The following is a 23,335-nucleotide window of genomic DNA, read 5'->3' as shown; positions in this document are numbered from 1 at the left end:
GGTCTTGACCGATTCCAGGAACGCACTGGTGACCGGCGGCACCCGGGGCCTGGGCCTGGCCGTCGGCCGGATGCTGGCGGAGCGGGGATGGCGCACCACGGTCCTCGGCCTCGACCCGGGCCGGCTGGAGAAGGTGCGGGCCATGGCCGCGGCCGAGGGCCTCGACCTGCGCGCGGTGCGCGCCGACGTCACGTCGGAGGAGTCCGTCCGGGAGGTCTTCGCCGAACTGACGGAGGACCAGCCGCTGCACCTGTGCGTGAACAACGCGGGCCGCAACCTCTCCCGGCTGCTGCTGCGCAAGCCGCGCGACGAGAGCGCCGCCGAGCTGCTCACGCATCCGCTCGACGACTGGGAGAAGACCCTGCGGCTGTGTCTGACCGGGGTATTCCTCGTCGGGCGCGAGGCCGCCGCCAGCATGGTGCGGCACCAGGTGGCGGGCGCCATCGTCAATGTCTCCTCCGGCCTCGCGGCGGGCGCCTACGGGCAGTCCGCGTACACCGCCGCGAAGGCGGGCGTGGAGGCGCTGACCCGCACCTGGTCCTACGAGCTGGGCCCCTACGGGATCAGGGTGGCGGCCGTCGCGCCGGGCGTCATGGACGGCGAGGCGCTGCGGGAGAAGAGCACCGCGTTCCCGCGCCACGCCCACTACATGGACGGGCTGAAGCGCTTTGTGCCGCTGGGCCGTTGGGGCGCGGAGGAAGAGATCGCGGACGCGGTGTGCTTCGCCGCGGAAAACCCTTATGTCACCGGCTCGGTGATACGAGTCGACGGCGGCGGGCCGCCCGGCTGGGTGCCGTGACCACCACGGTGAAATCCGGGCGAACCACGCCCATGGGCAGGGTACGTGGAGTACCCGCGGAATGAATCATCGAGTACTGGAGGCCAGATGCAGTCGAATGCCGACGCCACTAGTTTTCCGTCCATGACGACAGGCCAGCACGGCATCTGGGAAGACGCCGGAATACGTTTCACCGGATTCGGCCACTATTTCGGCTCGGAGGAAATACACAACGCAGGCGTCGAGGACGCGACGACGAGCGTCGTGGAGGACCGCGTCATCGGCGGCGTCGGCGTACGCACCCGCTACCGGGCGAGCGAGCGGGAAACCCCCGTCTTCATGGCCGCGGCGGCGTCCCGGCAGGCACTGGAACAGGCCGGGGTCGACGCCGACGACATCGATGTCGTGGTCGTCAGCCACTGGACGGACCGCAACTACGTCCACGAAGTGGGCGCGCTGACCGCGGCGGAGCTCGGCATGAAGGGCTCCATGGCCTTCGAAGTGTGCGGCTCCTGCGCCGGGTTCATCCAGGCGGTGCACACAGCGGCCTCGTTCCTGACCTCGCCGACCGGCTACCGCAAGGCGCTGGTGGCGACCACCGAGCGCGTCACCCGGCGGGTGCGGCCCGGCTCCAAGGGCTCGATGCTCGTCTCCGACGGCGCCGGTGCCTGCGTCCTGGAGGCCACCCCCGGCGGCCCGCCCGGCCTGATCGACTCCGTCTTCCACACCGACGGCAGCCTCGCCAACATGTCCGCGGCGGGCGGCGAGAAGGGCTGGGTCAAGAGCCACCCGGACCTCAACGACGTCGCCCTCGCGCACATCGGCGACACCGTCGAGGAGATCCTCGGCCGCAACAAGCTGACCATCGGGGACATCGACTGGCTCATCCCGCACTCGGGCACCGAGCCGCTGGCCAAGGGCATCCAGCACAACCTGGGCGCGGACCCGGCCCGCGTCCTGACCAACCTCTCCTTCCGCGGCAACGTCTCCAGCGCCTCCATCCCCACCACGGTCTCGGAGCTGCGGGAGCGCGGCGTCGTGAAATCCGGCGACCTGGTGCTCTCCCCGTCCATCGGCGGCGGCGTCTGGTGCTGGGGCAGCCTCCTGTACCGGATCTGAGCTGCCGGATCTGAGCGGAACAGCCTCCTCCACGGGTCTGCGTACGGGTTCGAGCGAACCGGAGCACATCAGAGCAAAGGGGTCCGAGCGGTGACCACGACCAAGAGCCCCCGGGACGCACTCGTCACCGGCATGGGCTTCTGTCTGCCGGGGCGCACGGCGCCGACGGCGACACCGGAGCAGTTCTGGACGGCCGTCGCGCACGGCGAATCGTTCCTGGCGCAGGACGACGGCACGTACTTCGGCAGCGTGCCCCTCGACCCGCAGTCCGTCGTAGACCGGCTGCCGGAGATCCCGCCGCGCTTCGTCGCCAAGTACTCCGACATCCATCTGTACGGACTGCTCGCCCTCCTCGAAGCATGCGAGGACGCCGCCCTCGACTGGCGCACGGGCGCGCTGCGCGAAGCCGCGGTGCTCGCGGGCCGCAACGCCACGGCCGACGCCATCGTCGACACGTATCTGCCGGTGCTGCTCGCCGACACCCGGCACATCAGCCCGCGCGAGGCCCGGTCCGTGCTGTTCCGCAACGTCCTCAACGCGGTGATGTCGGACGTCGAGACCACCCAGGCGGGCCTCGTCGGCGCCACCGGCCCCAGCTACACGCTGTCGTGCGGGTGCGCCTCGTCCGCCGTACTGATCGGCAACGCGGCCCGGATGATCGCGGCGGGCGAGACGGACATCGCGGTCGTCACCGGCGCCGACTACTGGCGCGAGAGCCGCCTGCGCCAGTACGCCGAACTGGAGGCACGGTCGGTCATGGGGACCGAGCCGCAGACCGCCACCCTCGTCGACGAACCCATGCGCCCCTACGACGAGCGGGCTGCCGGCCTCAACTACGGCAACGGCGCCGCCACGTTGATCCTGGAGAGCCGCGAGCACGCCCGGCGCCGGGGAGCCCGCAGCCATGGCCGGATCCTCGCCCAGACCACCACCCGCAACGCCCAGCCGAACCTGGCCCTCGACACCGATGGTGCCGGGGCGGTGCGCGCCGCCCGCGCCTGCATGGCGGGTCTCGCCTCGCCGGACGAGATCGACTACGTCAACGGCGCCGCGACGGGCGACCGGGCGTTCAACCTCATGGAGGGCAACATCATGCCCGCGATCTTCGGAGAGCGGACGGCAAACCTGCCCGTCACCGTCCAGGAGGCCGTGTTCGGCCACAGCGGGGCGCCGCTCGGCGTGATCGGCGTGGCGGCGACGCTCCAGATGATGGGCCACGGCCACATCGCCCCGACCGCCAACTGCGAGAAGCCCGCCGACGTGTGCGGCTTCGACCCGGTGCCCGGGACGGCGGGGCGGCCCGCGCGCGTCGACCTGGCCCTCAGCCTCAATTACACGATCGGCTCCGTGGCCAGCGCCATCCTCGTGGGGGGCTCCGATGACTGAGCAGACGACCGAGTCGGCGGCCGGTGCGCTCCTGCACACGGACTCCCTCGCCCCCGTCGGCCGCCACGTCCTCCTCGAGTCCACCCCCGGGGCCGCCCACACGCGCGCGGTCAGGGAGGCCTGGGAGAGCCTCGGCTTCCACGTCACCGCCGTCAACGGCGCCGACACGCCCGAACCCCCCGACGTGTACTGCGTCGTGGCCCTCGGCAACGAAGCGCTCGGCAGCCGCACCTCGGCGTCGCTGCGCCGCGCGCACGTGGCCCGCGTCCTTGAGGCCATGGCCCGCCGGGGCGAGGGCCGGGCCGTCCTGGTCACCGACGCGGGCCCGCACGTCCACGACGACGCGGAGCCCGAGTGCGCGGCGGAGCGGGCGGCCGACCACGCCTGGTGGCAGCATCTGGCCAAGCGCTGCGCCACCCAGGGGGTGCTCGCCAACACCGTGCGCGTCGGCTACGCGCCGTTCCTCGGCCACGAGCTCACCGACGAGGCCGCGGGCGAACTGCTCCGCCACCTGGTCACCCGCCGTCCCGTCGCACCGGGGGAACTGGCGGCGGCACTGCGCCTGTTGGCGTCGCGCGGCTTCGGCAGCGTCGCGGGCGAGACCCTGCCGCTGGACGGCGGGCTCGACGCGGGCATCGTGCCCATGCCGTCGGCGCGTCCGTCGCGCCCCGACCCGTCCGCCGCCGGCACCGAGGCGGCCGATCCGTTCCGGCTGACCGGGCGCGTCGTCATGGTCACCGGCGCCAGCAGCGGCATCGGCGCGAGCATCGCGCGGGAGAGCGCGACCCGGGGCGCCGACGTCGTCCTCGTCGCCCGCCGCCGCCCCGAGCTGGAGAAGCTCGCCGCCGAGGTCCGCGAACTGGGCCGCAGGGCCTGGGTGGTGACCGCCGACCTGTCCGATCCGGCGCGGGCGGCGGGACTGGTGCACGAGGCCTGGGAGCGCACCGGCGGCGTCGACGCCCTCGCCTACGCCGCGGGTGCCGTCTCCTTCGACGGCGCCGGTGACAACTCCGAGAACCGGCAGCGGCTCCTCGCCCTCAACTCCCTGTCGTACGCCGGTACGTGCGACGCGCTGCTCAAGCACTGGGCGGCGGCCCGCCGCGGCGGCGCCGTGGCCGCCGTCTCCTCCCTCGCGGCGGTGAGCGCACCGGTCGCGAACCTGGCGAGCTACGGCCTGAGCAAGGCGGCGACCGCCCAGTTCACCAGCCACTTCGCCACCTCCGCCGCCCGGTACAAGGTGCGGGCCAACAGTGTCCTGCCGGGCTTCGTCCGCACCCCGATGACGGACGTCACCAACCCCGCGTTCCTGGACGCGACCAACCGGCTCGTGCCCACCGGCCGGATGAGCGAGCCCACCGAGGTCGCGGCGCTCGTCTGCTACCTCATCAGCCCCGCGGCGGCCGGACTGACCGGCGCGCGGCTGCGCGTGGACGGCGGCGGCCACTGCCTGGCCGGACTGCCGCACCTGGACCCGTCCCAGCACCCCCTAGAGGAAGGACCCCGGCAGTGACGCCCTCCGAGCCGCGCCCCCGCCCCACCGTGCCGGAAGGAGACCACCGGTGACCGACGACAGGCCCCTCAAGGGCAAGGTGGCGCTGGTCGCGGGCGCCTCCTCCGGGATCGGCGCGAGCATCGCCCGCACCCTGGCCCAGGCGGGCGCGTCCGTCGCGCTGGTGGCCCGCCGCAAGGACCAGCTCGCCACGGTGGAGCAGGACGTGGCAGGCCACGAAGTGCCCGCCGTCACCCTCGTCGCCGACCTCGCGGCCGACGGCGCCCCCAAGGACGTGGTGGCCGCAGCCGAACGGGCCCTCGGACCCATCGACATCATGGTGAACAACGCCGCCCTGGCGCGCACCGGCCCCATCCACGACACCCACCCCCGGCACTGGCGGCAGGCCTTCCACCTCAACCTGGACGTGCCGTTCCTGCTGGCCCGCGCCGTGCTGCCCGGCATGCGCGAACGCGGCCACGGCTGGATCGTCAACATCAGCTCCGAGGGCAGCCTGCTGCAGGCCGACTGGTCGGCCCCGTACTCCATCACCAAGCGCGCCCTGAACGCGCTGACCGCCCAGATCGACCTGGAGAACCGGCACTTGGGCGTGCGCGCCATCGCCGTGCTGCCCGGCTGGGTGCGCACCGACCTGGCCCAGGACCCCGAGACCCTCGGCGTGGAGGTCAGGGACCTGCTGGATCCCGCGGACATCGCCGACGTCGTGCTGTGGGCCATCACCCGCCCGCCCGCGGTCAGCATCGGCCCGCTGATACCCGTGCGCCCCGTCAGCAGGAACGCGCAGACCCTGGTCAACTGGGAGCAGTACCTGCGGACGTTGCGCCACTACGACACGTCCGGCGGCCACATGGTCGACGTACCCGGGATGCCCGAATGACCGGCGCCACGACCGCACCCGGCCCGGCCGCGACGGCGGGGCCCGGCGAGCGGGCGGCCGACCGCCTCGTCGAGATCCTCCCGCCCGGGGACCCCCGGGTGCCCGACGCCGCGCACTGCGTGACGGGCGCGCTGCTCGCCGCCCGCGCCCGGGCCCACCCCGACCGGGTGTACGCCGTCTTCGACGACGACACCGAGTGGACGTACGGGCAGGCCCACGACGACGCGCGCGCCACCGCGGCCGCCCTGTACCGCCTGGGCGTGCGGCAGGGCGACACCGTGCTGTGCTGGCTGCCCAATGGCCTCGACGCGCTGCGCGTCTGGTTCGGAGTCAATCTGCTGGGCGCCGTCCACGTCCCCGTCAACACCGCCTACCGGGGCAGCCTGCTCGGGCACGTGCTCACCAACTCCGGCGCCCGCGTCCTGGTGGCGCACGCGCTGCTCGTCGACCGGCTCCAGCACACCGGCGGCGCCCGCCTGCAGGAGGTCGTCGTCCTCGGCGGCGGCCCCGACGACCCGTGGCCCGACGCCCTGCCCGGCGCCCCGCGCGTGCACGGCCCCACGGCGCTGCGGGGGCGGCCGGAGGACTTCGTGCCGCCCGAGCGACCGGTGGCGCCCTGGGACACCATGGCGGTGATCTACACCTCGGGCACCACCGGACCGTCCAAGGGCGTCCTGGTCTCCTACGTCCACCACTACTCGACGGTGACGGCGCTGCTCGACGACGACATCACGGAGCACGACCGGTATCTGCTCAACCTGCCGCTGTGCCACGGCGGCGGCACCGAAGTGGCCTACTGCATGCTCGTGTACGGGGGTTCGGTCGTCGTCACCGAGGGCTTCAGGACGAGCGAGTTCTGGGAGGTGATCCGCCGGCACGAGGTCACCATGTGCACGTTGCTCGGCGCCATGGTCGACTTCCTGCTCGGCCCGCCGCCCCGGCCGGGCGACACGGACCATCCGCTGCGGGCCGCCTGCGTGATCCCGCTGACGCGCCAGGCCCTCGACTTCGGCCGCCGCTTCGGCGTGGACGTCTACACCGGGTTCAACATGTCGGAGACGTCGGCGCCGCTGGTGTCCGCGCTCAACCCGCAGCGCACCGGCAGCTGCGGGCGACCCCGCCCCGGGGTGCAGTGCCGGGTCGTGGACGAGCACGGCATCGACGTACCGGACGGCCACGCGGGCGAGCTGGTGCTGCGCGCCGACCGGCCGTGGTCGCTGTTCCACGGCTACCACGGCATGCCGGAGGCCACCGCGGCCGCGTGGCGGCACGGCTGGTTCCACACCGGGGACGCCGTGCTGCGCGAGCCGGGCGGCGACTACTTCTTCGTGGACCGGATCAAGGACGCCATCCGGCGCCGGGGTGAGAACGTCTCCTCCGCCGAGGTGGAGAGCGAACTGCTCAGCCACCCCGCCGTGGCCCTGGCCGCGGCCGTGGCGGTGCCCAGCGACCTCGCCGAGGACGAGATACTCGCCGCCCTCGTGCTGCGGCCCGGCGTCCGGTTCGACCCGGAGCAGTTCCTCGCGCACCTGCGGCCGCGCATGGCCCACTTCATGGTGCCGCGCTATCTGCGGGTCCTCTCCGAGCTGCCCGTGACGGAGACGGGCAAGGTCCGCAAGGAGACGCTGCGCGCCCAGGGCGTCACGCCCGACACCTGGGACCGCGTCGCCGCGGGGATCGAGGTCACCCGTGACCGCATCCGCTGAAGCCGCACCGGCCGCCGCCGGACACCGCGTCGTCGACGTGTGCGCGCTGGCCCTGGACCGGGAGTGCTGGCGCACGTACTTCCGCGGGCTCGGCGCGGTGGCACCGACGTATCTGCGCGCCTTCGGCCGCCACGCCACGGCGGTCTTCGGCGCCGACTACCCCCGCTTCCGGGCCCGCCTGGACGCGGGCGACCAGGACGGCGCCGTCGACCTGCTCGTCGCGGGCCAACCGGAACGCGTGGACACCGAGGCGCTCCTGAAGACCATGGACGGCAACGGCGTCGTCCACCAGGTCCTGATGAGCTGCGGCGGCGCCACCGCCGACGGCGACGACGTCAACAGCCGGGTCGCCGCCGTCGCCGCCAAGGCGCCCGACCGGCTCCAGGCCTGGGCGGGCATCGACCTCACCGACCCCGTGCGGGCCGTCGCGGAACTGGAACGCTGCCACGCCCTCGGCATGCGCGGCTTCGCGGTGACCCCGTTCTGGCAGGGCGTCGACCCGCGCGACACCGCGTACGACCCGGTGTACGCCAGGGCGCAGGAGCTCGGCATGCCGCTCTGGCTGCACACCGGGCACCACTTCTCGCGGCACGCCGCCGAGTTGTGCCACCCCCGCAACGTCGACTGGATCGCCCTGCGCCACCCGGGCCTGCCCATCGTCGCGGGCCACGCGGCCTGGCCCTGGGTGCTCGACCTGGTCTCCGTCGCCCAGCGCCACCGCCACGTCTACCTCGACATCTCCTCCCACCGGCCGCAGTGGATGGCCCGCCCCGGCTCGGGCTGGGAGTCCCTGCTCCTCTACGGCAGCACCGCGCTGCGCGGCCGGGTCCTGTTCGGCTCGGCGACCTGGGTCAACGCCGACCCGGTCGCCGTGCTCGCCCGGCAGGTGGCCGCCCTCGGCCTCGGCGACGAGGTCACCGACGGCTGGCTGTACGGCAACGCGGCACGGCTGCTCGGGCTCGGGCCGGGCTGACGCCCGTGCCCCGCCCCGTCCACGCTCCCCATCCCCTCCCCATTCCCCCCGCACCCACCCCCGACGCCCTCGACACCCCCTATCACCGCCAGCGAGCGCATCCAGCAGAGAAAGGGACCTATCGTGATCGACCCCGCTGACTACGCCCTGTGGAACAGCGGCGTGCCGCGCCCGTACCTCAAGGCGCTGTCCCGCGACGACCTGCTTGCCGAGTCCGACGGCGTGCGTGTCCGTGACTCCGGCGGACGCTGGTATCTGGACGGCCGCTCCGGACTGTGGAACGTGACGCTCGGCTACGGCAATACGCGCGTCAAGGAGGCCATCAAGCAGCAGGTGGACCGGCTGCCGTTCGCCAACAGCTACGGCTACGGACGCCCCGCCCAGGTCACCGTGGACTGCGCCGAGGCCCTCGTCGGGCACATGCCCGAGGGCATCAACCACGTCCGGTTCGCCAGCAACGGCGCCCAGGCGGTGGAGATGGCCCTGCAGCTCTCCCGCTTCCTGCGGCTGCGGGCCGGACAGCCCGAGCGCATGGCCGTGTTCGCCATGTGGGACGGCTTCCACGGACAGGGACCCGGCGCCGGCATGGTGACCGGCGTCCCCTACCTGCACCACCAGACCGGCCCCATGCTCCCCGAGGTGCACCACGCCCCGGGCCCGTTCTCCGTCGGCGCGACGCCGGGCGTCAGCGACATGGAGCGGCTGATCAAGGAGTTCGGCCCCGAGCGGGTGACCGCCGTGATCGTGGAGCCCGTCGTGGGCGAGGGCGGGCACATCCTCTCCCCCGAGTACCTGGGCTCCCTCGGCCGCTTCTGCCGGGAGCACGACATCCACCTGATCTTCGACGAGGTCGTCACCGGCATGGGCCGGGTCGGCGACTTCACCCGCGCCGGTCAACTGCCCGACGTCACCCCCGACATCATCACCCTGGGCAAGGGCATCACCTCGGGGTACGTGCCGATGTCGGCCGTCGCCATCCACGACCGGCTCTACGACCAACTGCACGAGCGCACCACCGGCGACACCGCGCTCAGCGTCGGCTCGACCAACGACGGGCACGCGGTGGCCGCGGCGGCGGCCCTCGCGGTGATCGGAGCCCTCACCGAGGACGGCGTCCTGGAGAACGTGCGCCGACGCGAGTCGGACCTCCTCGCCGCCCTGGGCAAGCTCCAGGCCCAGCACCCCGAACTGACGGGCTTCCGCTGCCTGGGCCTGTTCTGCGGCCTGGAACTCGGCGAGCCCGGCGGCCCTTCGTGGTCGCCCGGCAAGGTGAACAAGCTGCGCATGGCCCTGGAGAGCCGGGGCGTACTCAGCTCTAGCCTGCGCGTCGTGCCGAACCTGATGCTGATGCCGCCGCTGGTCATCACCGAGGACGACGTGGCGGAGATAGCCGCCGCGCTCGACGGCGCGCTCACCGATGTGAAGTCGGGCCGACTGCCCGAGTCCGGCTTCGCCAAGGCCATGGGATGACGCCCGGGGGCCACGCGATGACAACGGGATTTCTCCACGTGATGAAGGGTGAGTGACGAGATGACCAGTCAGCACACCGGTCGCAAGACCAGCAAGCAGTGGCAGGAAGAGGCGGCAGAGGAGTGGGACCGCTACGCCGACATCTGGGACAGCTGGACGCCCGACGACAGCCGGGACGACGCGGAGGAGGCCGCGGACTTCCTCGCGGCGCTCGCCAAGGACGGCACGGCCCTGGAACTGGGCATCGGTACCGGCCGCGTGGCGCTCCCGCTGGCGGAGCGCGGCGTGCGGGTGAGCGGCATCGACGCCTCGCCGAAGATGCTGCAGAAGCTGAAGGAGAAGCCCGGCGGGGACCAGATCGAGGTCTTCGAGGGCAACTTCGCCGACGTCGACGTCGAGGAGGAGTACGACGTCGTCTTCATCGCGCTCGCCACGCTGTTCGTCCTGCCCGACCAGGACGAGCAGGCGCGCTGCCTCGCCAACAGCGCCAAGCGGCTCAAGCCCGGCGGGCGGCTCGTCGTCCAGAACATCGTGCCGGACATGACGAACTACCAGCGCGGACGGCAGAACGACTACGGCATGACCGAGCCGTTCCGCATCTCAGGGCGTCTCGCCGGGCACCCGCGTCTTGCCTGGTTCGAGATGAACCACGTCGACCCGACGACGCAGATGGTCAAGCGCACGGACGTCATCATGAGCGAGAAGGGCAACAAGATCATCGCGGCGACCATGCGCTTCGTCTGGCCGTCCGAGCAGGACCTGATGGCCCGCCTGGGCGGCCTGGAACTCGAGGACCGCTGGGGCGGCTGGCGCAAGGAGCCGTTCCACCACGACAGCAGGGACGGGGTGTCCGTCTACCGCAGGCAGTAACCGTCCCGGACCGGGAACGGGGAGCGGGCCCGCGCGCTGCGCGGGCCCGCGTTCTCATGCCCGCGTTCTCATGCCCGCGTTCTCATGCCCGCGTTCTCATGCCCGCGTTCTCATGCCCGGTTCTCAGGCACGGACCGGTTCTGAGGCCCGGCGGCCGGTCGCGGGCCGCCCGGCCGCGAAGGGGTTGCGGCCCTCGGGATCCAGGGCCAGGCGCCGCTCGGGGTCGGTGACGCCGAGCCCGGGCTCGGGCGCCAGGCACAGCACGCCCACCTTGCCGAGGTGTTCGTTGCGCTGGACCAGGGAGGCCGCCTCGCCGACCTTCTCCAGCGGATACACGTCGGAGAGGACGGGGGTGAGGCGGCCGAGCTGGAAGAGGCGGTTGCACTCCCACTGCTCCTGCAGGTTGGCGGCGTGGCTGCCCACGATGCGCTTGAGGTTCATCCACAGGTAGCGGTTGTCGAAGTGGTGGTCGTAGCCGGTGCTGGAGCCGCAGGTGACCACGGTGCCGCCGCGCCGCACCACGAAGACGGAGAGTCCGAAGGTCGCCTTGCCGACGTAGTCGAAGACGACGTGCGGATCCTCGCCGAGGGCGTCCCGGACGGCCTGCCCGAGCCGCTTGCCCAGCTCGATGGTCTCCTCCGGGGTGCGCTCGGACCCCGTGCCGAGGCCCAGGTCGGCGCGGTTGATGACGACGTCGCAGCCGAGCTGCCGCAGTGCCTCGGCCTTGCGCTCCGAACCGACGACGCCGACAGCGATGCCCCCGGCGTTCTTCACCATCTGCAGGGCGTAGCCGCCGAGGCCGCCGGCCGCGCCCCAGATCAGCACGATGTCGCCCTGCTTGATCCGGGCGCCCTTGTCGCTCACCAGCATGCGGTACGACGTCGCCGCGGTGAGCAGCACCGACGCGGCCTCCTCCCACGTCAAGTGCGCGGGCTTGGGCAGCAGTTGGCTGGCCCGCACCACCGCGTAGTGGGCGAGGCCGCCGAAGTTCGTCTCGTAGCCCCAGATGCGCTGCTCGGCGCCCAGCATGCCGTCGGCGTGCGTCGCCGGTTCCTGGTCGTCCACCTGGACGCAGCTCACGACGACGTGGTCCCCCGCGGCCCAGCGGCGCACGCCCGCCCCGGCACGCACGACCACGCCCGCCGCGTCGGATCCCACCACGTGGTACGGCTGGTCGTGGCGGGCGGCGAACCCGCCCTGGCGGCCCAGGCGGTGGAGGAAGGAGAACGTCGGCACGGGCTCGAACGTGGCCGACCAGACGGTGTTGTAGTTGATGGAGCTGGCCATGACCGCCACAAGCACCTCGTCCGGGGCCAGTTCGGGCATGGGTACGGTGTCGACGTGCAGGGTGGTCCGGACGTCGCGCTCCTCGCCGGGGGCGAACCGGTCCACGTCCTCGGCCCGCAGATGCGCCGCCAGGTAGGTGGAGGGCGGCGCCAGGCCCTCCCACTCGTGGGTCGGCGCAGCGGCCAGCAGGGCCTCCGTCAGCGCGTCCATGGCACACCTCTCCCTCATCGGGCGGTACCGGGGGACGACCCCCCCTCCCGCATACGGATTGCACGCGTGCGCGGGCGCGCCCGTACAGGCATCGGGGGTACTCAAACGGGTGCCAGGACGAGTACTTCCAGGACGTAGGTGGCCGCTGCCGCCCCCACTACGCTGACTGGTCCGACCCCCGTAACGTGCCGATCCAGGGTGGGCAGAGGTGTGACCGGAGAGCTCAGGCAGGGCCGCTCGGCCGAGGCGGACGGCGGCCGTGGAGCGCGGGACCGTGCCGACGGCGGCGCCACCGATGTGATCGTCGAGCGGCGCGGCCCGATCCTCGTGGTGCGACTGAACCGGCCCCGGGTGCGCAACGCGCTGACCCGCGCGATGGCGGAGCAACTGGCATCGGCGTTCGCGGAGTTGGACGACCGTGCGGAGCTGCGGGTGGGCGTCCTCACGGGCACCCCGCCGGCGTTCTGCGCCGGGATGGACCTCGCGGCCTTCGCCCGCGGCGAGCGCGCCTCGCTGCCGGACCGCGGCTTCGGCGGCCTGACACAGCGTCCGCCCGTCAAGCCGCTGATCGCCGCCGTGGAGGGGGCCGCGGTCGGCGGTGGCTTCGAGATGGTGCTCGCCTGCGACATGGTGGTGGCGTCGGCCGACGCCGTGTTCGCGCTGCCCGAGGTGCGCCGGGGACTGGTGGCCGCGGCCGGTGGGCTGCTGCGGCTGCCGCGCGCGATCGCGCCCGTCGTGGCGATGGAGATGGCTCTGACCGGCGAACCGATCGACGCCGGGCGTGCCTTCGCGCTGGGTCTCGTCAACCGCGTCGTGCCCGCAGGGACGGCTCTCGCGGCCGCCTGCGAACTGGGGGAGAGGATCGCCGCGCACCCGGACCACGCCGTCCTCGCGAGCAAGGCCGTCCTCGCCCGGGCGCGCGACGGGGAGCTGGCCGACGAGTACCGGTCTCATCGTGAGCTGTTGTCCGACATCATCGATTCCCCTGACGCGCGCGCCGGAGCACGCGATTTCGTCGAGGGGCGTTCGGGCGGGAGGGGATGACATTCGCGGGGGCGGTCCGGCCGGTCAGCCTCTGGCTCCGGTAGTCATTCCCGCCTGGAAGGAGTACTTGCGGAACAGTTCGCGGCGGCCGTTGACGCCCAGTTTCCGCAGCGCGCTGCTGACTTGATTCTTTATCGTCTGCGGGGCCAGGGAGAGTTCACCGGCGATTTCCTCGTTGGTGTACCGGCGCAGCACGAGGCTCAGTACCTCTTCTTCCCGCCGTGTGATGGCGGGCAGCCCGTCGGGCGTGACACTCCGTACGTCTATGGGATCGGGCTCGTTCTTGCCGAGGATCCACATGCGCTGGCCGAGGTGGGTGCGCACCACCGCGTCCACCAGTTCCGCGCTGCCCACGCTCTTGTGTAGGAAGCTGTCGGCCCCGGCCGAGATCGCGGCGACCACGGCGCCGGGTGAGGTGTCCCCGGTGAAGACCACGACCCGGGGCGAGTCCTCCATCGCCTTCACCTGCTGACACAGATCGGCACCGCTGGTCGTGCCTTCCAGCTCCAGTTCGAGGACGACGACACCCGGGCAGGAGTTCCGCACGACCTTCCATGCCTCGTCGCTCGTGTCCGCTTCGGCGGTCCACGCCACTCTGGTGTCCAGCAGGGATGAGAGGGCGTACCTGATGACGGGATGCCGGTCCACGACGAGGACACCTAACGCTTGCATGGAGAACTCCTCACACAGTGAGTGCAGCGGAAGTTGGTCGGGTCTGCGATGCTCCGAGATGCGACGGCGGCCACGCACCGGACGCCGCCGTGCGGGCGGCGTGGGTGGGAGATGCGGGCTCTGCGGTGGGTGCGGCCCATGGACCTGCCCCGCGGCTGACTCCCGCGGGCTGGTCAGGCCGGGACTCGGAGCCATTCAACATCACTTAATCAGTCGTGAGACAACACCCCGTTGACATTCCGAGACCGGAATCTATCGTTCCTCGACACCCCGTTGGACATTCCGCGATCGGATTGAGTCGTTCCTTCCCGGCCGTTCAATAAAAGCCAGCCGACTGGCTAGAGACTGCCACGGGCGCGCCGTTAATCGGCAGCCACTCGTCGTACCGTGTACGAGAAACCGTACGGTACTCCTGGTACCGGTGGTGTCCATATCGGTGAACTCGCGGAGACTTGCGCAGGTCGGCGAATCGGGGCCGACAGCGGCCCACGCGACCTCGCGGCCACCATCGCGCGTCCCACGCGTGGCCGATACCGGCCGACCGGCGCGTTTCCCGCCCGGCGCGGTGCGCGGGCTGGCCATACTGCTGTCTGTGCGTGTTGCGATCATGACGGCGGGTTCACGGGGCGACGTGGCGCCCTTCACCGGTCTGGGCGCCGAGTTGGTGGCCGCCGGACACGACGTGACCCTGGTGACCCACGGCTTGTTCGCGAGCCTGACGGACGGCTCCGGTGTCCGCTTTCACGCCCTGCCGGTCGACCCGAAGGCGGAGTCGCATTCGGACCGGGGCCGCGGCCTGCACCGCAGCGGGACCGGCATGGGCAAGCTGCTGCGCGTCATGGCGCTGGCCAAGTCGGTGGCAGGGCAGTTGACGCCCGGTCTCGTCGAGGCGGCGAAGGACAGCGACGTGCTCGTGCTGTCCGGCGCGATCGCCCCCCTGGGGTGCGCCATCGCCGACGGCCTCGGACTGCCGAGCGTCGGCGTCAACCTTCAACCCGTCCACCCCACCGGTGAGTTCGCGCCTCCCATGGCCGGGCTGCGCTCCCTGAGCCGCACCGGGAACCGGCTGGCCGGACACGCGGTCAACGCGGTCATCGAGCGGATCTTCACCGACGCCGCCCGTGACGTCCGGGCCCAACTGGGCCTGCCGCCGAGCAGCCTCGCGGCCACCCGCCGCGCGCGCGAACGCGGGCGCTGGCCGGTCCTGCACGGCTTCAGTCCGCACATCGTGCCCCGCCCCGCCGACTGGCGGCCCGGCCTCGACGTCGTGGGCTACTGGTGGCCGCACGAGACGGGCCGACTGCCCGCGGAACTGGAGGACTTCCTGGCCGCCGGCCCCGCACCGGTCTACGTAGGCCTGGGCAGCGCCACCGTCCCGGACCCCGGACGGCTCAGCGAACAGATCGTCCGCGCCCTGCGGACGGCGGGCCTGCGCGGAGTGATCCAGCGGGGCTGGGCGGGTCTGACAGCCACCGGCGACGACATCCTCACCATCGGCGACGTGCCCCACAGCCGCCTGTTTCCCCGCATGGCCGCCGTGGTCCATCACGCCGGAGCGGGCACGACCGCCGCCGGTCTGCGCGCCGGAGTGCCCACCGTGCCGGTCCCGGTCCAGTTCGACGAGACGTTCTGGGCCGCCCGCCTCACCGCGCTGGGCACGGCGCCCCGCGCGCTGCCCCTGCCCCGGCTCACCGCCGCCCGCCTGGCCGACGCGCTCGTCCGCGCCACGAGCGACCCGTCGTACCGGGAACGCGCCGGTACGCTCGCGGCCCGGCTCGCCGCCGAGGACGCCGTGGGCCCGGTGGAGGCGGCGCTCCGGCGGGCGCTGGACGCCTGAAAGGCCTTCCGGGCGCCCGGCGTCCGGCTTGCGTCCGGCGGGAACGCTCACCCTTCGGCGTGCGAGGTCACGTGGGCGGCAGGCTCCGGGGCGCGGTGCCGGGTGACCGCCCACAGCGCGAGGCCGAGGCAGCTGAACGCCGCTCCCAGCGCACACACGGCGCCCCAGCCCGCCACCGTGTAGAGGGAGGTCGCGGCGATGGCGCCGGTGGCGCTGCCGATCGCGTAGAAGACCATGTATCCGCCGATCAGCCGACTGCCCGCGTCCGGGTGCAGCGCGTAGATCAGGGTCTGGTTGGTGACGTGGACCGCCTGCACGGCGAGGTCGAGGAGGATCACGCCGACGACCAGGGCCCAGAGCGAGCTGCGGGCGCAGGCCAACGGCAGCCACGACGCGGCGAGCAGCGCGAGGGCGATGCCGGTGGTCCGTCGGGAGAGACCGCGGTCGTTGAGGCGGCCCGCCACGGTCGCGGCCAGTGCGCCCGCGACACCGATCAGGCCGAGCGCCCCGATCGCGCTGTGGGACCAGGAGTACGGGGCCTCGCTGAGCGGCAGCGCGACGCTGCTCCACAGGGTGCTGAAGGCGGCGAAGACCAGCAGGCCGAACAGGGCCCGGAGCCGCAGCAGCGGTTCCCGTGCGAACAGGGTGACCGTGGAGCGCAGGAGCTGTCCGTAGCGCAGGGCGGTCGGCGGAGCGGCGCTGTGGCGCGGCAGCACGCGGTACAGGACCAGGGCGAGCAGCGCGGTGAGCGACGCCGAAGCGAGGTAGACGGAGCGCCAGCCCGCGAGGTCGGCGATGAGGCCGGATGCGGTGCGGGCGAGCAGGATTCCGCTGACCACGCCGCTGGTGACCAGGCCGACGACCCGGCCCCGCCCGGCGGGCGCGGCCAGTGACGCCGCGAAGGCCACCAACGTCTGCGTGACGACCGCGAGAAGCCCCACCGAGGCCATGCCCACGAGCAGGACCGCCGCCGTGGGCGCTGCGCTCACCACGGCCAACGCCCCGATCAGGAAAAGGAGTTGGGTCACGATGAGCCGTCGTCGGTCGGTCATGTCGCCCAGCGGCACGAGGAAGAAGAGTCCGAGTCCGTAGCCGACGTGCGTGAGGGTGACCACGCTGCCGACCAGTGCCGGGCTCATGTCGAGGTCGTCGCCCATGGTCACCAGGAGCGGCTGGGAGAAGTAGACGTTGGCCACGGCGGCCCCGCAGGCGACGGCGAACAGCACGACGACACCACGGGACAGGACGTACGCGGAACCCCCGCGCCTCCCGGCCTCGGTCCGTCGCGTCACGGCCTCGCTGTTTTCGGGCATGGCACCCCTCCGCACATCTGGTTTCATCTTGCTACCAACAATGACGGCGACGGTAGCCGCATTTGGTAGCATGTTGCAACCAGCGTGGGAACGGCCGGAAGAGACGAGGGACGCCGTGGTGACCAGGACGCGCTTCGACGACAGTGAATGTCCCGTCGCCCGGTCGGTGGACGCGATCGGCGACTGGTGGTCCCTGCTGATCGTGCGGGACGCCTTCGACGGGAGCCGACGCTTCGGGGAGTTCCAGCGCAGCCTCGGCGTGGCGAAGAACATCCTCACCGCCCGGCTGCGCTCCCTGGTCGCGGGCGGTGTCCTCGAATCCGTGCCCGCCTCGGACGGCAGCGCCTACCGCGAGTACGTACTGACGCCGAAGGGCAAGGCGCTCTTCCCCGTCATCGTGGCCCTGCGCCAGTGGGGCGAACGGAACTTCTTCGCCCCCGGCGAACCGCACTCACAGCTCGTCGACCGCCGACAGGGAGAGCGCCTGCGCGCACTGGAAGTGCTGGCCGCGGACGGGCGACGGCTGGACCCCGACGACACCACCGTCCGCAAGGTCTAGGTGTATTGATCACGAGCGTTGTTAACGCTGGTGGGGCTTGAACAGGGCGAAGGCCCCCGTGTGCGGTGGAGGTGTCGAATCTTCACCGAACGGAGGCCTTCGTGTTCCACCGTAATGCCCGGCTGACCCTCTACGGCAGGCGACTGCTGGTCGAACGGGTCCGCGCGGGCCGTCCTGTGGCTCATGTCGCCGCCGAGATGGGCATCTCGCGCGTCACGGCCCACAAGTGGGTTCGCCGCTGGCGGGCCGAGGGCGAGCAGGGGCTGCACGACCGCTCCAGCCGCCCTCACACGACACCACACCGCACTCGGCGGCCACCCACCCATCAGCCGCGTCAACAACCCTGCGAGTCAATACATCTAGGGCGTGTCTGACCCGTCGCACACGCCCTGGGCGAGCCGGGAAGCCCAGGGCGCGGGGCGGGCTACTCCGTGTCCGGCCGTCCGCCCAGGTGCCGGGCCAGGAAGCGGTCGGCCGCGCGGTACATGTCGATGGTGTTGTCCGGGTTCACGAATCCGTGGCCCTCGTTGTCCTTGACCATGTACTCGACGTCGACGCCCCGGGCGCGCAGCGCGTCCACGATCCGGTCGGACTCGGCCTGGACGACACGGATGTCGTTGGCACCCTGAACGACCATCAGCGGGGTGCGGATCTCGTCCACCCGGCTGCTGGGGGAGCGGGCCAGGAGGTCCGCCGCCTGCTCGGGGTCGCTCGGGTCACCGGCGTACAGATACCAGTTGTTGACCAGGCCGGGCCGCGCGTACTCCGGCAGCGTCTCCAGGTAGGTGACCAGGTTCGAGGGGCCGCAGGAGTCGATCGCGGCGGCGAAGACGTCGGGCGTGAACGTGACGCCGACCAGGGTGGCGTACCCCCCGTACGAACCACCGAAGAGGGCGACGCGGTCCCGGTCCGCGTACCCCTGCTCGACGGCCCAGTCGACCGCGTCGATGAGGTCGTCGTGCATCTTCCCGGCCAGCTCCCCGATACCGGCCTTCAGGAACGCCTTGCCGTAGCCCGTCGAGCCGCGGAAGTTGACCTGCAGCACCGCATAGCCGCGGTTGGCGAGGAGCTGCACCACGGGGTGGTAGCCCCAACTGTCCCGGAACCAGGGGCCGCCGTGGACCAGCAGCACCAGGGGCAGCCCGGCGGGGGCGACGCCGACAGGCAGGGTCAGATAGGCGGGCAGGCGCAGCCCGTCACGTGCGGGGATCGTGACCGGCGCCATCGGGGCCAGGGTGTCCGGGTCGAGGTGCGGGAAGGGCCGGTGGAGCAGTCGGCTCTCGCCGGTGGTGTGGTCGTAGAAGTACGTGGCGCCGGGGTCGCGGTCGTGGACGAAGCCGACGATCCAGCGCCGCCCGCTCGCGTCGCAGGACACGGCGCCCAGGTCGCCGTCGGACAGCTGCTCCACCTTCCGCAGCACGGAGGCGAAGTGGGGGTCCAGAGCGTGGACGGCCTGGCGCTCGCCGAGATACCGCGCCCCGAGGAGCGCTCCGGTGTACGGGTTGCGGATGAGCGGCGACGGCAGCGTCGGGAAGACGGCGCGACGGGTGTCGAGGTCGAAGACCGGGTGGCTGTCGACATCGGCCTCCGCGCCGGTGGCCAGATCGAACCGGACCAGGCGCGTCCGGTCGCTGCCCCGATTCGAGCCCATCCATACGCCGGTCCCGTCCGGCGTGAGCTCGAACGGCTGAATGCCCAGCGGGTAGTCGGCGCCGTCGAACGTGGCGATCGGGCTCAGCTTCTCCGCCGAGGCGTCCCACCGGGCCAGCTCGATGTCACCGTCGGCCGTCAGGGACTGGGCGTACAGCTCTCCGGTGGGCGTGCGCATCCAGCCCGCGGGTTGGCCGGGGTTCTGCGCCAGGACGGTCAACTCGCCGGTGGCGATGTCGAGTTCGTAGAGGTCGAACTCGACCGGGTTCCGCGCGTTCAGATGCAGGGACGCCTTGCCCGGCCGCGCGGCCACCCTGTCGAACCCCAGTGCCATGGCGCCGGGAAAGGGAGTGAGATCGACGGCCTCGGCATCCGGGTCCGTCAGGTCGACCCGGTAGACGTGCCACAGCTCGTCGCCGTCGCCGTCCTGCTCGTACAGCAGCCAGCGCGGATCGTCCGTCCAGTGGAAGACGTGCACGCTGCGGTTGTCGTCAGCGGTCACGCACCGCGCCTCCTCGTCCGAGTCGAGGCTCTCCACCCATACGTTCAGCCGGCCCTGCCAGGGCGCCAGGTAGGCCATCCTCGTGCCGTCGGGCGAGATCACCGCACCGGCACGGACGGGGGAGTCGAACAGGTCCTCGACGGAGAGCCGGGGGACCTCATGCGCGGGGGCGGGCATACGGGCACTCCTCTTGGTACGGGGCGCCCGCGACGGCGCGGGACAGCTCCCCGCTCGATGTCCTCAAGGGACACTATGTCACTAAGTGACGCGACGTGCGGGAGGGGGAGGTCGGGCTACCTGCGGGCCGCCGTGTCGGAGGGCAGTTCGGCGAAGCGGTCACGGTACGCGCGGGCGAAGCGGCCGAGGTGCGAGACGCCCCACCGGTAGGCGATCGTGCCGACGGGGTCGGTGGAGGCGAGGATGTCCGCACGGATCCGGTCGAGCCGCAGGTCGCGCACGTACGACAGGGGCGAGATGCCGAGTCGGCCGCGGAAGGCGGAGCTGAGGGTCCGCGGGCTGCAGCCCGCGGCAGCGGCGATGCCGTCGAGGCTGATGCGCTCGGTGAGGTTCGCTTCGATGAACGCGAGCGCCGCGCGCAGGGTGCGCGGGTAGCCGGGTCGCGGACCGTCGTGCAGCTCGCCGGTGTGCGAGTGCGGCTGGGCCAGGAGCAGGGCGGTGACGAGGCAGCGCACCTGGCTGCGCTGCAGCTCCGGGCGCTGGAACAGGGGGTCTCCCGAGTCCAGTTGTTCGAGGAGGGACCGGACGAGGAGCCGCACCGCCCGGCCCTTGGCCTTCGCGAGGTCGAGGGCGAAGTCGAAGCGCACGGACGACACCGGCGGACGCCCGGTCAGCGCGGCGAATTCCTGGTCGACCAGGGCGGCGTCGATCCGCAGGCCCAGGAACCGCGTCTTCCGGCTGCGCAGGGGCCGCAGTTCCTGGGTGTCTCCGGGGTTGACGACGCCCGCCGTCACCTCGTCGAGGGTCACCCGCAGGCCACCGCAGGCTGCCGAAATGGCACCGGACACACCGATGTTGACGAAGTAGGAGCCGCGGGTACGCCCCCCGGCCGGGGCGACGCGTACGCCGAGTGGCGAGACGAAGTAACCCACCGCGAAGTCGTGCGCGGCGACGCCGCGCAGTTCGTGCTCGCCCCCGCACAGCTCTCCCAGGGGCGAGGTGGCGACCGCGCCGCCGAACAGGCGGGTGGCGGCGTTGAGCAGGTCGGCGGGGTTCTGGGAGCTGGTGATGAGGTGGTTGCGCAGCGGCGTCGGCACGGTGGTGGGGGCACCTCCCTGGGGCTTGTCCGGCGGGCCCATTGTCCGCCAGGGCGGTCGGCGGGTTCGGGCGCGGGCACGGCAGGCCGGCGGGCCGCCCGTCGCGCCGGACGGCTACGCGGGCTCGGCCATGAGCCGGTGGCAGGAATCGACAAGGCCGTACGCCTCGTGGTGGCGCCGCGCCTGCTCCAGGCCGACGATCGCCACCGAGGTCTCCACCAGCGTCCGGCACCGCTGCGTGCGTCGGCTGACGAACGCCCGGAGCCCCGCCCCGACGGACTCGTGCCGCCCGAGTTCCCGGGCCAGCACGAGCCCGTCCTCGATGGCCAGGGCGGCGCCACTGGCCATCTGCGGTGCGGGCGCGTGCGCGGCGTCACCGATGACCACGCTGGCCCCCCGGTGCCAGTCGCCCTCCAGGAGCGCCGTGAGCACGGGGCGGCGCACCACCGACTCCGACTCGGATGCCAGGGAGCGGATCTCCGCCACCCGCCCCGGGAAGGGCTCGAGCAACTGCCGCAGACACGGGGCGAGGTCGGCGTCGGGCAGGACGCTTCGCTCCACTCCGTTCTCTGTCAGGAACACATACGCCTGCCTGTCCGTGAGGGGCACGAGACCGGCCGTGTCGGTCTTCCCGGCGAACTGTTGGATCCCGGTGGCCCACGGCGGGCGGGGCACCAGGGCCCGCCAGACCATCTGCCCGTGAAAGCCGAGCGGGGTCGCGAACCCCAGCAGCCCCCGCGTCGAGGAGCGGATCCCGTCGGCGCCCACCAGCAGCGCGACCCTGCGAACCGTCCCGTCCGACAGCGCCACGCGCACCAGCTCCCCGTCCTGATCCACCGCGACAAGGCTCATTCCGTGGCGCACGACTACGCCGCACCGCTCGGCTTCCGTGTGCAGGATGCGATGCAGTACAGGGCGCGCGATACCGGCCATCGCAGGCCGCCGCGCACCGATCAGACGCGGCAACTCCACCTCGCCCGCGGGCTCCCCGTCCACGTCCACATGCGTGATCGTGCGCATGCCGTAGCCCTCGGCCAGACACGCGTCCACGAGCCCCAGCTCGGCCAGCGCGCGCAGCGAAGGACCGGTCAAGCACAACCCCCAACCAGTATCCGCCTCCGGCGGGCCGATCTCGGCGATCTCCACCTGCCATCCGCCACGGGCCAGGGCAATGCCCGCTGTCAGACCAGCCACACCCGCACCCACGATCACGGCCGTCCGCGCACCGCGATAGTTGTCCATGTACGCCTCCAGAGTGCCGATTTCCCCGAAACCGTAGGGCGCGGCGGCGCTTCGCCTTGTCCGCATCGGGCGGCGGTCATCCACTGTCGGCAAGTGGTCGCCGGACGGCCCCGCCGGTCCCGTCAGAGGTCCAGGTGCAACTCCGGTGTGAGCGCCCGCGACACGCACGCGTACATGCGACCGGCGGGGGCGCCGATGTCGTCGCGGTGTTCCGGGTCGCCGGAGAGCACGGTGAGTTCGCAACTGCCGCAGACGCCCTCGCGGCAGCCCGAGGGCACCGGGTGCCCGGCGCGGTTCAGGGCGTCCAGGAGCGACTGGTCGGCGGCGACCGGGACCGTGTGTCCCGAGCGGGCGCACACCGCGTCGAACGGCGTGTTCGGGGCGAAGGTACGGGCGGCCGGGCGGAAACGTTCGGTGTGCAACCGGGGTGCGGGGAAGGCCGCTTGGGCCGCGGCGAGCATCGGGGCGGGGCCGCAGCAGTAGACCAGGGCGTCCGGCGACAGCTCGGCGGCCAGGGCCGCCAGGTCCGGTCGGCCGTCCTGGCCGGTGGCGACGAGCCGCACCCGGTCGCCGTAGCGCGAGCGCAGTTCCTCGGCGAAGGGCATGGTCGACGTCGACCGGCCCACGTACACCAGGGTGGCGGGGACGTCCGCCGAGACGGCCTCGGCCAGCATCGGCAGCAGCGGGGTGATGCCGATCCCACCGGCCAGGAAGAGGTACTGCGGCGCGGGCAGGAGCGGGAAGTGGTTGCGGGGCAGCGACACGTCGAGGGCGCGGCCCGCACGGAGGTAGTGGTGGATGTACTCCGAGCCGCCCCGGCTGAGCGGGTCGTGGCGCACCGCCACGCGATAGCGGTCCCGGTCGGCGGGATCCCCGCACAGCGAGTACGAGCGGGTGAGCCAGTTCGGCAGCGTCAGGTCGATGTGCGCGCCCGGTTCCCAGGGCGCCAGGGAGTCGGTGGTGGCGCGCAGGACGAGCGAGACGACGTCCTCGGCTGCATGGTCGACGCGGTCGATGACGGTGTGCTGCACCTGCATCGCTGATTCACCTCGGGGA

19 protein-coding genes and 1 pseudogene are annotated in these 23,335 nt (G+C 72.3%); 13 read left to right on the top strand and 7 right to left on the bottom strand.

The genetic code is table 11. From position 1 onward, the window contains the following. The first annotated feature begins 4 nt into the window (after positions 1-4). The 9 genes from IE274_RS28750 (at position 5) to IE274_RS28710 (ending at position 10,689) form a co-directional block, all read left to right on the top strand. Positions 5-799: an SDR family NAD(P)-dependent oxidoreductase gene (locus tag IE274_RS28750; RefSeq protein WP_190118818.1), complete on the top strand. Its 795-nt coding sequence runs from the start codon at positions 5-7 to the stop codon at positions 797-799. 123 nt (positions 800-922) lie between these two features. Then, the gene (locus IE274_RS28745; protein ID WP_190118817.1) at positions 923-1,897 is read left to right on the top strand and encodes a 3-oxoacyl-[acyl-carrier-protein] synthase III C-terminal domain-containing protein; all 975 of its coding nucleotides are present in this window, start codon (positions 923-925) and stop codon (positions 1,895-1,897) included. A gap of 90 nt (positions 1,898-1,987) precedes the next feature. Continuing rightward, positions 1,988-3,283, top strand: coding sequence for a beta-ketoacyl synthase N-terminal-like domain-containing protein (locus tag IE274_RS28740; protein ID WP_190118816.1), 1,296 nt, complete (start codon positions 1,988-1,990; stop codon positions 3,281-3,283). Continuing rightward, a complete protein-coding gene (locus tag IE274_RS28735) occupies positions 3,276-4,793 on the top strand; it encodes an SDR family NAD(P)-dependent oxidoreductase (protein ID WP_190118815.1) in 1,518 nt (505 codons plus the stop codon). Before IE274_RS28740 ends, IE274_RS28735 begins: the two co-directional genes overlap by 8 nt. Positions 4,794-4,842: 49 nt before the next feature. Further along, entirely contained in the window at positions 4,843-5,670 is an 828-nt protein-coding gene (locus IE274_RS28730; RefSeq protein ID WP_190118814.1) for an SDR family oxidoreductase, read from the top strand. Next, positions 5,667-7,376, top strand: a complete 1,710-nt coding sequence (locus IE274_RS28725) for an AMP-binding protein (RefSeq protein WP_229909864.1) — start codon at positions 5,667-5,669, stop codon at positions 7,374-7,376. Before IE274_RS28730 ends, IE274_RS28725 begins: the two co-directional genes overlap by 4 nt. Then, positions 7,360-8,349 (top strand): amidohydrolase family protein, encoded by a 990-nt coding sequence (locus IE274_RS28720; RefSeq protein ID WP_190118813.1) that lies wholly within the window; start codon positions 7,360-7,362, stop codon positions 8,347-8,349. The genes IE274_RS28725 and IE274_RS28720 overlap by 17 nt, the downstream gene beginning before the upstream one ends. A gap of 123 nt (positions 8,350-8,472) precedes the next feature. Continuing rightward, positions 8,473-9,819, top strand: a complete 1,347-nt coding sequence (locus IE274_RS28715) for an aminotransferase family protein (RefSeq protein ID WP_190118812.1) — start codon at positions 8,473-8,475, stop codon at positions 9,817-9,819. A 60-nt stretch (positions 9,820-9,879) separates the two neighbouring features. Next, on the top strand, positions 9,880-10,689 hold the full coding sequence (locus tag IE274_RS28710) for a class I SAM-dependent DNA methyltransferase (protein ID WP_190118811.1): 810 nt from the start codon (positions 9,880-9,882) through the stop codon (positions 10,687-10,689). Between the two features lie 123 nt (positions 10,690-10,812). On the opposite strand, the gene ccrA is transcribed toward IE274_RS28710, so the two are convergent. Continuing rightward, positions 10,813-12,186, bottom strand: coding sequence for a crotonyl-CoA carboxylase/reductase (ccrA, locus tag IE274_RS28705; RefSeq protein WP_190118810.1), 1,374 nt, complete (start codon positions 12,184-12,186; stop codon positions 10,813-10,815). A 210-nt stretch (positions 12,187-12,396) separates the two neighbouring features. On the opposite strand from ccrA, the gene IE274_RS28700 reads away from it, so the two are divergent. Further along, positions 12,397-13,230, top strand: coding sequence for a crotonase/enoyl-CoA hydratase family protein (locus IE274_RS28700; protein WP_229909863.1), 834 nt, complete (start codon positions 12,397-12,399; stop codon positions 13,228-13,230). 24 nt (positions 13,231-13,254) lie between these two features. On the opposite strand, the gene IE274_RS28695 is transcribed toward IE274_RS28700, so the two are convergent. After that, on the bottom strand, positions 13,255-13,902 hold the full coding sequence (locus tag IE274_RS28695) for a response regulator transcription factor (RefSeq protein ID WP_190118809.1): 648 nt from the start codon (positions 13,900-13,902) through the stop codon (positions 13,255-13,257). 607 nt (positions 13,903-14,509) lie between these two features. On the opposite strand from IE274_RS28695, the gene IE274_RS28690 reads away from it, so the two are divergent. Next, a complete protein-coding gene (locus IE274_RS28690; protein WP_190118912.1) occupies positions 14,510-15,739 on the top strand; it encodes a glycosyltransferase in 1,230 nt (409 codons plus the stop codon). Between the two features lie 47 nt (positions 15,740-15,786). Here the strand turns inward: IE274_RS28690 and IE274_RS28685 are convergent, their stop codons facing one another. Continuing rightward, the gene (locus tag IE274_RS28685; protein WP_190118808.1) at positions 15,787-17,052 is read right to left on the bottom strand and encodes an MFS transporter; all 1,266 of its coding nucleotides are present in this window, start codon (positions 17,050-17,052) and stop codon (positions 15,787-15,789) included. Between the two features lie 115 nt (positions 17,053-17,167). On the opposite strand from IE274_RS28685, the gene IE274_RS28680 reads away from it, so the two are divergent. Both IE274_RS28680 and IE274_RS28675 read left to right on the top strand, forming a co-directional pair. After that, positions 17,168-17,611 carry a winged helix-turn-helix transcriptional regulator gene (locus IE274_RS28680; protein WP_190118807.1) on the top strand — a complete coding sequence of 148 codons (444 nt, stop codon included), beginning with the start codon at positions 17,168-17,170 and terminating at the stop codon, positions 17,609-17,611. A gap of 101 nt (positions 17,612-17,712) precedes the next feature. Then, positions 17,713-17,919: pseudogene (locus IE274_RS28675) on the top strand (leucine zipper domain-containing protein); the annotation flags it as partial. Between the two features lie 116 nt (positions 17,920-18,035). On the opposite strand, the gene IE274_RS28670 reads toward IE274_RS28675, so the two are convergent. The 4 genes from IE274_RS28670 to IE274_RS28655 all read right to left on the bottom strand — a co-directional run bounded on the left by IE274_RS28670 (position 18,036) and on the right by IE274_RS28655 (position 23,310). Further along, positions 18,036-19,940 (bottom strand): S9 family peptidase, encoded by a 1,905-nt coding sequence (locus tag IE274_RS28670; protein ID WP_190118806.1) that lies wholly within the window; start codon positions 19,938-19,940, stop codon positions 18,036-18,038. A gap of 116 nt (positions 19,941-20,056) precedes the next feature. Next, positions 20,057-21,037, bottom strand: coding sequence for a helix-turn-helix transcriptional regulator (locus IE274_RS28665; protein WP_190118805.1), 981 nt, complete (start codon positions 21,035-21,037; stop codon positions 20,057-20,059). 114 nt (positions 21,038-21,151) lie between these two features. Next, on the bottom strand, positions 21,152-22,279 hold the full coding sequence (locus tag IE274_RS28660; RefSeq protein ID WP_229909862.1) for an FAD-dependent monooxygenase: 1,128 nt from the start codon (positions 22,277-22,279) through the stop codon (positions 21,152-21,154). Between the two features lie 122 nt (positions 22,280-22,401). After that, positions 22,402-23,310, bottom strand: coding sequence for a PDR/VanB family oxidoreductase (locus tag IE274_RS28655; RefSeq protein WP_190118910.1), 909 nt, complete (start codon positions 23,308-23,310; stop codon positions 22,402-22,404). Positions 23,311-23,335 lie beyond the last annotated feature (25 nt).

The sequence above is a fragment of the Streptomyces flavofungini genome (assembly GCF_014650815.1).
Taxonomy (GTDB): domain Bacteria; phylum Actinomycetota; class Actinomycetes; order Streptomycetales; family Streptomycetaceae; genus Streptomyces; species Streptomyces flavofungini.
This window is presented reverse-complemented; position numbering and strand designations above follow the sequence as displayed.

Bases quoted from the DNA above. Each gene is read 5' to 3' on its own strand.
- IE274_RS28735 (WP_190118815.1), top strand. From the start codon at position 3,276: ATGACTGAGCAGACGACCGAGTCGGCGGCCGGTGCGCTCCTGCACACG.
- IE274_RS28725 (WP_229909864.1), top strand. From the start codon at position 5,667: ATGACCGGCGCCACGACCGCACCCGGCCCGGCCGCGACGGCGGGGCCC.
- IE274_RS28695 (WP_190118809.1), bottom strand. From the start codon at position 13,902: ATGCAAGCGTTAGGTGTCCTCGTCGTGGACCGGCATCCCGTCATCAGG.
- ccrA (WP_190118810.1), bottom strand. From the start codon at position 12,186: ATGGACGCGCTGACGGAGGCCCTGCTGGCCGCTGCGCCGACCCACGAG.
- IE274_RS28660 (WP_229909862.1), bottom strand. From the start codon at position 22,279: ATGGACAACTATCGCGGTGCGCGGACGGCCGTGATCGTGGGTGCGGGT.
- IE274_RS28690 (WP_190118912.1), top strand. From the start codon at position 14,510: ATGACGGCGGGTTCACGGGGCGACGTGGCGCCCTTCACCGGTCTGGGC.
- IE274_RS28710 (WP_190118811.1), top strand. From the start codon at position 9,880: ATGACCAGTCAGCACACCGGTCGCAAGACCAGCAAGCAGTGGCAGGAA.
- IE274_RS28745 (WP_190118817.1), top strand. From the start codon at position 923: ATGACGACAGGCCAGCACGGCATCTGGGAAGACGCCGGAATACGTTTC.
- IE274_RS28670 (WP_190118806.1), bottom strand. From the start codon at position 19,940: ATGCCCGCCCCCGCGCATGAGGTCCCCCGGCTCTCCGTCGAGGACCTG.
- IE274_RS28685 (WP_190118808.1), bottom strand. From the start codon at position 17,052: ATGCCCGAAAACAGCGAGGCCGTGACGCGACGGACCGAGGCCGGGAGG.